Genomic DNA, 8669 nt, shown 5'->3' with positions numbered 1-8669 from the left:
CCGTAGCGGGCTACGGCAACCGAATTCGGGTGAAATCTCCCGCAAAGTGGGGCGTGCAGATTGCGGGAATGATTTTTTAAACAGGCTCTAGGGATGTGGGCAGTTACATTTAATATACATATTACGACAGAGGTGCCAGGATGAAAAAGAAGAAAAACGTTATGTACAGAAAAAGCGTATCATTACTTGCGGCAGCTGCGATGACAGCAGTACTTATGACAGGACAGGTTTATCCAGTAGCTGCATGGGGGCAGAGTACAGAGACCAGACTTGAGAAATCCAGTCTGATTCCGGAAAATATCACAATTGATCAGCCAGTTGCTCTTTCGGAAGTGGCATTGCCCAAGAGTGATTATGGAACGCTTTCCTGGGCGGATGATTCATATATACCGGATAAAAGAGTGCAGACCTGCGAAGTAGTATTTAAACCAGCAGCAGACGTGGATCTTTCTTATATTTCCGGATGGGATTCTGAGAAAAAAGTTGTGAAAGGTAAGATCACAGTTGTTGTCAGCAGCATAGAAGAGAGTTCTGAAGATCAGCCTTCTGATACTGCTGCAGATGTGGAAACAGGTGACGAGAGCAGTGAAGCATCTGTCCCGGACGACACAACTTCTGACAATAAAGATACAGATATAAAATCAGATGACGCAGCAGTTACAGGTGAGAATCAGCAGAATGATTCAGAAGCTTCAGGGAAGACAGAAGATCAGACTGAGAATGCGGGAAACAAGCAGAACAGTGAATCAGATAAGAAAGAAGAAACCATCGAGAGCACTCCTGCTTCCAATGAAGTAAAATCTGAAGAGAACACCGAAGCGGCTGGAATTACAACCCCGGCAGAAAAAACAGAAGCAACGGCTCCTGCAATGGAAGAAACTGTAGATTCTGAAGATATTCAGGAAGAAGCCCCAGAAGAGTCAAAAGCTGATACAAATTTAGATACAGCTGCAGAAGAGTCAAAAGCTGATACAGGTTCAGATACAGCCGCAGATAGCATAGAGAGTACAAATTCTGATAATGGTGAGGATGCAGCATCTGACAATGTGCAGACCGCAGATTCTTTAGAAGATACTGGAAAACTGAACGAAACTTTTGGTGAGATGATGCCTGGTGCTACCATTCTTGATGGTACAGGGGATTCTGGAAAAAATGAGAACACAGAAGAGAAAAAAGATACCACAGATACAACAGACACCACGGATGTAAAAGACACAACAGACCCTACAGAGGATGACCAGAAAAATATATTTGATAATCCTCTTGACTTTACCACAGCGGATACAAGACCGGCAACTGCTGAGGACGATCTCACAGAAGAAGAGCAGGCTGCAAGGGCTGCTCAGAATCATAGTTGTGAGGGAATTTCTGTATCAGGCATAGATCTTCCCTGGTATGTCCAGTTCCAGGTGACCAGTGGTGAAAATTACGAATTTAAAAATGAAGATAATGCTACGATCTTCCAATCCTATGAATTTAAATTATGGGATCTGAAGAATAATACAGAGTATGAAATTCCGGATGGACAGTATGTAAGCGTAACGATTCCTGTCAAAGAAGGATATAAATATTCGATTGAGCATCTTCTTGATAATGGTGCGACAGAGACCATTATTCCCAGTGTAAACGGAAGCACCATGGTATTCAGCACACATTCTTTCAGCCCGTTTGGAATTGCAGGTTTTCGTCCAATCGTAGGAGAGGACATTGCAAATGGAGCGTATGGCGATGGAAGTACACCAACTCCTACACCTACTGTGACGATCAGTGGAACACCTACCCCGTCTCCATCTGTGACCGGAGCTGGTACGAATGGAACAAATGGATCCGGAACGGGTAAAACGGATAGCAATAGCGGAAATGAAACTGGTGGAAATACAGGTGATTCAAATGGAATCAGCAATGGAAATACAAATGGCTCTTCCAATGGGACTTCAGGAACCGGAAATGGTGGTTCTTCATCTGGTACCGGAAGCTCTGACGGCAGTGACAATTCCGGAACCAGCAATACACCAGGTGTGGCATCTGATGGAACTATAAATTCTGGCACAACAGATGGCAGTTCTTCAAATGGAACAGGTTCCAGTACAAATGCGGGACAGACTGCAGGAAACACTACAGGCAACACTGCAGGAAATACGGCTGCTACCTCAAACGGAAATAACGGTCAGAGTCAGACCTCAAATGCAGTAAAAACTGGTGACAACACTATGATCCTTCCCTTTGTGATCCTTGTGATCGCTGCAGCCGCTGTGATCATTATTGTGATTATTGTCCGCAAAAAGAAAAGATAAAGCAGACAGGATAATTAAAACGGACATTCATAATCCATGAATAACGAAGCCAGCCCTTCCATATATTACATATGGGAGGGCTGTTTTTATGAAGGTAAAAGTCATTTTAAAATCTTTACTTTTTTCCTATGCAGTTACCGGAGCGTTTCTTTTGTTTCTGGCATTCCTTTTATTCCAGTTTGACTTGGGAGAAAAGCCTGTGTCAGCAGGAATTGTAGCTGTGTATATTTTGTCCTGTTTTTCAGGAGGCTTCATGTCAGGAAAAATTCTGCGCAAAGATAAGTATTTATGGGGAATTCTGGTAGGGGCTTTTTACTATTTGCTTTTGATTACGGTATCTTTTGTAGTGCAGGGAAAATGGGAAATGAGTCTGGTACATGCAGTAACTACTTTTTTTATGTGTCTGGGTGGTGGTGCTCTTGGTGGGATGTTGTCTTAGAGCGTGTTTGAGAAATCATTCCCGCATTTTTTGAAAAGATTCGCACTCTGTCCAATAAAAAATGCTTTAAAAATAAAAAAAAATATGATATACTAGGCAAAGATTATATACATAAGGAGGCTAATACTATGCAGCATATCAAAACATTAAATACAAAGAACCTGCAGAACACTGTAAAGAAAGGCGGCTGCGGCGAGTGCCAGACATCATGTCAGTCCGCATGCAAGACATCCTGTACAGTAGGAAACCAGAGCTGCGAGAACAAATAAGTCGGGCAACTGGAAACGTATGTAAGCAGCGGTGTAAAAGCCGCTGCTTATTCATGCAATAGGAAAGAATGAAAGGATATACTAACATGAGTCTGATTCACCGTTATCAGAACAATGGCTACAACATCGTGCTGGACATCAACAGCGGATGTATCCATGTTGTGGATGAAGTGACCTACGAAGTACTTCCTTATATGGAAGAAGGTCTGGACACAGCTGCCATTGTAGGAAAACTGGGAGATCAGTTTTCAGAAGAAGATATTAAGACATCAGTGGCAGAGTGTGAGAAGCTGAAAGCCGATGGCATGCTTTTCACCAGAGATGTATATGAGAATGCTATTGATACATTTACCAAGAACCGTCAGACAGTGGTAAAAGCGCTCTGTCTGCACATCGCCCATGATTGTAACCTTGCCTGTCGCTACTGCTTTGCAGAAGAAGGAGAGTACCACGGAAGACGAGCTCTCATGTCTTTTGAGGTAGGGAAGAAGGCACTGGATTTCCTGATCGCTAATTCAGGCTCCAGACACAATCTGGAGGTGGATTTCTTTGGCGGCGAGCCGCTTATGAACTGGCAGGTTGTTAAGGACCTGGTAGCATACGGCCGTGAGCAGGAGAAAATCCACAATAAAAAATTCCGTTTTACCCTTACTACCAACGGTGTTCTGCTGAACGATGAGGTAATGGAATTCTGCAACAAAGAGATGGGAAATGTGGTCCTCAGTATTGATGGCCGTAAGGAAGTTCACGATTTTATGCGCCCATTCCGCAAAGGGGCAGGAAGCTATGATCTGATCCTTCCGAAGTTTCAGAAATTTGCAGAGTCCCGTAACCAGGACAAGTATTATGTAAGAGGAACCTTCACTCATCATAATCTTGATTTCTCCCAGGATGTTCTTCATCTTGCAGACCTTGGATTCAAGCAGATTTCTGTAGAGCCTGTAGTGGCAGATCCATCTGAGGAGTACGCACTTCGGGAGGAAGACCTGCCGAAGATCATGGAAGAATACGACCTTCTTGCGAAAGAGATGATAAAACGCGAGAAAGAAGGCAAAGGTTTTAATTTCTTCCATTTCATGATCGACCTTACCGGTGGCCCTTGTGTATACAAGAGGCTTTCAGGATGTGGAAGCGGCACAGAATATCTTGCCGTAACTCCATGGGGGGATTTCTACCCATGCCACCAGTTTGTTGGGGAAGAAGAATATCTGATGGGAAATGTGGATGAAGGGATTACGAGACCTGACATCCAGAAGGATTTCGGATGCTGCAATGTTTACACCAAGCCAGCCTGCAAGGATTGTTTTGCAAGATTCTACTGCAGTGGCGGATGCGCAGCAAACGGATATCATGCCCATAAGGATATCAGAAGCAATTATGAAATCGGATGCGAGCTCCAGAGGAAGCGTGTGGAGTGCGCCATCATGATAAAAGCTGCACTGGCAGAAGACTGATAGCACTTCGCCAGCTGCGAAGATTTCTGTCAGTCCCTGCTTTTGCGAAAAACAAAAAAGAAGGGACAGAACAATGAAAAAATCAAGAGGTATCTTAGTCCTGATCCTGACTGCCATCGTTACCGTGTTCTTCTGCTATACGGCTGCTGTAGGCATTGGCCCTACAGGAACCGGTGCTATGAAGAATATCAAGACCGGACTTGATCTGGCTGGTGGTGTCAGCATTACATATCAGGCAAAGGACAGCAACCCAAGCAGTGAAGACATGAGCGATACTGTGTACAAGCTGCAGAAACGTGTTGAGCAGTACAGTACAGAGGCTCAGGTATATCAAGAAGGATCTGACCGTATCAATGTAGAGATTCCTGGTGTAACAGATGCAAATGCTATTCTGGAAGAACTTGGCCAGCCAGGTTCCCTGTGCTTTATCACACAGCAGGACGAGGATGGAAACGCAAATTTCCAGGCAGATTCCAGCAGCGAGACCGGATACTCTCTGGCAAGAAGTCTTGACGAGATCCGTGCAGCCGGCTCTGTGGTTTTGGAAGGTACAGATGTGGCAGATGCTACAGGCGGTGCAATCCAGCAGCAGAATTCCAGCAGCAGAGAGTACGTGGTAGACCTGACTCTTACAGACGAGGGAAAAACAAAATTCGCAGAGGCAACTCAGAACAATGTTGGAAAACAGATCGCGATTATCTATGACAACGGCGTATTAAGCGCTCCAAGAGTAAATGAAGCCATCACAGGCGGTAAGGCACAGATCAGTGGTATGGAAAGTGTTGAGAGAGCACAGGAGCTTGCTTCCTATATCCGTATCGGATCCCTGAGCCTTGAACTTACAGAGCTTCGTTCCAGCGTTGTAGCTGCACAGCTTGGTGAAGAAGCAATCTCCACCAGCCTTATTGCAGGTCTGATCGGTCTGATCATCGTAATTCTGTTTATGATCATCGCTTACCGTGTACCTGGTGCAGTTGCAGGCCTTTCCCTGATTTTCTACACAGCGACTATTCTGCTTACCTTAAATGCATTTGACATTACCCTTACGCTTCCGGGTATTGCAGGTATCATCCTTGGCATTGGTATGGCAGTAGATGCGAACGTTATTATTTATGCACGTATCCGTGAGGAGATTGGTGCAGGCTCTACCGTAAGATCTGCGATCAAAGCTGGTTTCTCCAAAGCCTTTTCTGCAATCTTTGACGGAAATATCACAACCCTGATCGCAGCATTCGTTCTGATGTGGCTGGGTACTGGTTCTGTTAAAGGATTTGCATATACATTGGCACTTGGTATTGTGATTTCCATGTTTACAGCTCTGGTATTTTCCAGACTTGTGATCAATGCATTATATGCAGCTGGCGTTCGCGATGAGAAATTCTATGGAAAGACCGAAGAAAAGAAAGTCATTAACTTTGTTGGAAAGAGAAGATTATGCTTCACCCTTTCCATTATCCTGATCCTTGCCGGACCAGCCACTATGCTGATCCACAAAGCTACAGGCGGAAAAGCCTTGAACTACAGCCTTGAGTTTTCAGGCGGTACTTCCACTAATGTCACCTTTAACGAAGATATGGATATTAAGACCATTGATTCTGAGGTTACTCCTGTTGTGGAAGAGGTTACAGGAGATAAGAATGTACAGCCTACCAAGGTTGTTGGAACAAACCAGGTTATCATCAAGACTCGTTCCCTGAATCTTGACGAACGTGAGGCGCTGAATAAGGCGCTTGTTGACAAGTTTGGTGTAGATGAATCCCTGATCCAGGCAGAGAGTATTTCCTCCACTGTCAGCAACGAAATGAGAAGAGATGCTGTAGTAGCCGTTTTTGTTGCGACTATTTTCATGTTGCTTTACATCTGGTTCCGTTTCAAAGATATCCGTTTTGCAGGCAGTGCGGTACTTGCGCTTCTTCACGACGTGCTTGTTGTACTTACATTCTATGCGATTTCCAGAATTTCCGTAGGAAATACTTTTATCGCTTGTATGTTGACTATCGTTGGTTATTCTATCAACGCTACGATCGTTATCTTCGACCGTATCCGTGAGAATCTTCACGGAAGCAAGCGCGTAGATGAGCTCGAGGAAGTGGTGAATAAGAGTATTACACAGACACTTACCAGAAGTATTTATACTTCCCTTACTACCTTTATCATGGTAGCGGTTCTTTATATCATGGGTGTATCTTCCATCCGTGAGTTCGCAGCTCCGCTGATGGTTGGTATTATCTGCGGTGCTTATTCTTCTGTATGCATTACCGGAGCTCTCTGGCTGGTAATGAAAAAGAAAATCGGCGGCGGCCAGGCTCAGACTGTAAAAGCTACAGCTGGTGCTGCTCCGGTTAAACAGTCTGCTTCAAGTGCAAAGGCACCAAGTGTACCAGTTGCAAATGGACAGGCTCAGCCGAAGAAGAAAAATCGTAAGAGAGTTCAGGAGCGTCTTGCAGCCCAGGAGGCGGCTAAGAATACTGAGAATGGTTCTTCTGAGGAAGACAGATAATTAAATAAACTTAAGCCAGGACAGGTGGAAACATCTGTCCTGGCTTGCTTTTTATGTAAAATTCTATTACTATTTAGTGGGTTGAAAAGTTCTTTAGGAGGGACGCATTTGGACAATGTGTATTACTCACTCGCCGGCGCAACGCTCCGATGAACTAATCGCTAACTGCGACTAATGCGTTCGGGAGAGCCCTCACGCATAAGTCTTCGTAAGCGCTGGATTTCACCTTCGCTAGGAACGCGCCTGAAATGGCTCGCTGGAGTAATACACATTGCCCAAATGCTGTGTACTGGGGACTTGCTGGTTGGTAAGAACTTTTAACGAAGGGGGGAGGGTGAGTGACTGGTTTCCCTATACTTTCTTGACAACGATAGATTAGAAAAAACAATAAAGTTGCGGGATACCAACTACTTCACCCCACCCCCGTTGTTGTCGTTACTGTTTCTTTCTTCCCTTTCCAGTAACCAGCAATTTTGCAATGTATATTCGCAAGCCGCGCATTTCAGGAGCGGTTTTAGTGGAGGCGAGATCCATGACTTACGGAGACTTAGGCGCGAAGGCTTTCCTGAGCGTCTTAGTCGTAGTTAGTCATTAGCTTGCCGGAACGTTGCGACGCGCGGCGGTGAATATACATTGTGAAATCGCGTACGGGATAACGACCAACCAATTAAATAGCAATTTTCTTAAAGTAGGAGGATGAATAGATGTTTCTTCAGAACAGTCAGAGGAAGATTGAAGAAGAATTTTTGAAATTAACAGAGAAGTTTGGGGCGGACAGGGAGCCGCTGAAGACGATTTGTGAGAAACTGGATGGGTGCGGCAGAGATCTGGGGCTGGCAATGAAGTATTTGTATGTGACCGCGCCTTATAGTGATCTTGTGAATTATACTTTTGAGGAGATTCAGGATTTCGCAAGTCATGGGCTGTTTCTTTATAATACGCTGGACAGGGTGAAAGAGCTGCCGGAGGAGATGTTTTTGAATTATATTCTGGATCACAGGGTGAATGAGGAAGAGGTACTTCCGTGTCGAAGCTTTTTCTGGAATGAGTTGAAGGATAGAATTGAAGGAAAAAATGCGAAAGATGCGGCAATTGAGGTAAATTACTGGTGTGCGGAGGAAGCTACTTATCATAGTGGTGATGACCGTACACTTCCGGCACTTACGGTATATCGAAGAGGTTACGGACGCTGCGGTGAGGAGTCTGTTTTTCTGGTAAATGCACTTCGCAGTGTGGGAATTCCGGCGCGGCAGGTGTATGTGCCAAGGTGGTCCCACTGTGATGACAACCACGCATGGGTGGAGCTTTGGTGTGACGGAAAATGGTATTTCACAGGCGCATGTGAGCCGCTTATGATCCTGAATAAGGGGTGGTTTACCAATGCTTCTTCCAGAGCAATGATGGTGCATTCCCGCCTGTTTGATCTTTTCCCGGCAGAAGGGGAGGATGTGATCGGCAAAGAAGGTGCAGCGGTTATGTTGAACCAGACTACGCGTTATGCCAGGGTGAAAACTGTTTCTGTAAAAGTGACAGATAAAGAGGGCGCGGCTGTAAAGGGCGCTCAAGTGCAGTTTCTGGTGTTGAATATGGGAGAGTATTTTCCTATTGCAAAGGCAGAGACAGACGAGAAGGGAACAGTTTCCTTAGTGACGGGTTTGGGAAGTGTGAGAGTTCTGGCATTCCTTCCGGGGATGGAAGGCTTTGCACAGGCAG

General features: G+C 45.0%; 6 protein-coding genes and 2 pseudogenes. 7 read left to right on the top strand and 1 reads right to left on the bottom strand.

Annotated elements, in window-relative coordinates; translation table 11 throughout:
- Window positions 1-68, top strand: a pseudogene (locus AB5642_RS19115) (DUF6783 domain-containing protein); the annotation flags it as partial.
- On the opposite strand, the pseudogene AB5642_RS19110 reads toward AB5642_RS19115, so the two are convergent.
- Window positions 39-116 (bottom strand): annotated as a pseudogene (locus tag AB5642_RS19110) (hypothetical protein); the annotation flags it as partial. The pseudogenes AB5642_RS19115 and AB5642_RS19110 overlap by 30 nt on opposite strands.
- A gap of 24 nt (window positions 117-140) precedes the next feature.
- On the opposite strand from AB5642_RS19110, the gene AB5642_RS19105 reads away from it, so the two are divergent.
- From AB5642_RS19105 to AB5642_RS19080, 6 genes are all read left to right on the top strand, one after another.
- The gene (locus AB5642_RS19105) at window positions 141-2294 is read left to right on the top strand and encodes a hypothetical protein (protein WP_148461926.1); all 2154 of its coding nucleotides are present in this window, start codon (window positions 141-143) and stop codon (window positions 2292-2294) included.
- Between the two features lie 88 nt (window positions 2295-2382).
- Window positions 2383-2733, top strand: a complete 351-nt coding sequence (locus tag AB5642_RS19100) for a TIGR04086 family membrane protein (protein ID WP_148461925.1) — start codon at window positions 2383-2385, stop codon at window positions 2731-2733.
- Between the two features lie 128 nt (window positions 2734-2861).
- Window positions 2862-3002 carry a six-cysteine ranthipeptide SCIFF gene (scfA, locus tag AB5642_RS19095; protein ID WP_021926839.1) on the top strand — a complete coding sequence of 47 codons (141 nt, stop codon included), beginning with the start codon at window positions 2862-2864 and terminating at the stop codon, window positions 3000-3002.
- A 92-nt stretch (window positions 3003-3094) separates the two neighbouring features.
- Window positions 3095-4456 carry a thioether cross-link-forming SCIFF peptide maturase gene (gene scfB, locus AB5642_RS19090; protein ID WP_118584284.1) on the top strand — a complete coding sequence of 454 codons (1362 nt, stop codon included), beginning with the start codon at window positions 3095-3097 and terminating at the stop codon, window positions 4454-4456.
- A 73-nt stretch (window positions 4457-4529) separates the two neighbouring features.
- On the top strand, window positions 4530-6956 hold the full coding sequence (gene secD / locus AB5642_RS19085; RefSeq protein WP_173718301.1) for a protein translocase subunit SecD: 2427 nt from the start codon (window positions 4530-4532) through the stop codon (window positions 6954-6956).
- A gap of 704 nt (window positions 6957-7660) precedes the next feature.
- On the top strand, window positions 7661-8669 hold a 1009-nt coding region (locus AB5642_RS19080), incomplete at its 3' end, for a transglutaminase domain-containing protein (RefSeq protein WP_368371862.1).

It is taken from the genome of Ruminococcus sp. 1001136sp1_2201st1_G3_2201SCRN_220225 (assembly GCF_040924365.1).
Taxonomy (GTDB): Bacteria; Bacillota; Clostridia; order Lachnospirales; family Lachnospiraceae; genus Blautia_A; species Blautia_A faecis.
This window is presented reverse-complemented; position numbering and strand designations above follow the sequence as displayed.

What these genes read in the sequence shown, in the direction of transcription:
- secD (WP_173718301.1), top strand. Translation starts at nt 4,530, where the DNA reads ATGAAAAAATCAAGAGGTATCTTAGTCCTGATCCTGACTGCCATCGTT.
- AB5642_RS19105 (WP_148461926.1), top strand. Translation starts at nt 141, where the DNA reads ATGAAAAAGAAGAAAAACGTTATGTACAGAAAAAGCGTATCATTACTT.
- AB5642_RS19100 (WP_148461925.1), top strand. Translation starts at nt 2,383, where the DNA reads ATGAAGGTAAAAGTCATTTTAAAATCTTTACTTTTTTCCTATGCAGTT.
- scfA (WP_021926839.1), top strand. Translation starts at nt 2,862, where the DNA reads ATGCAGCATATCAAAACATTAAATACAAAGAACCTGCAGAACACTGTA.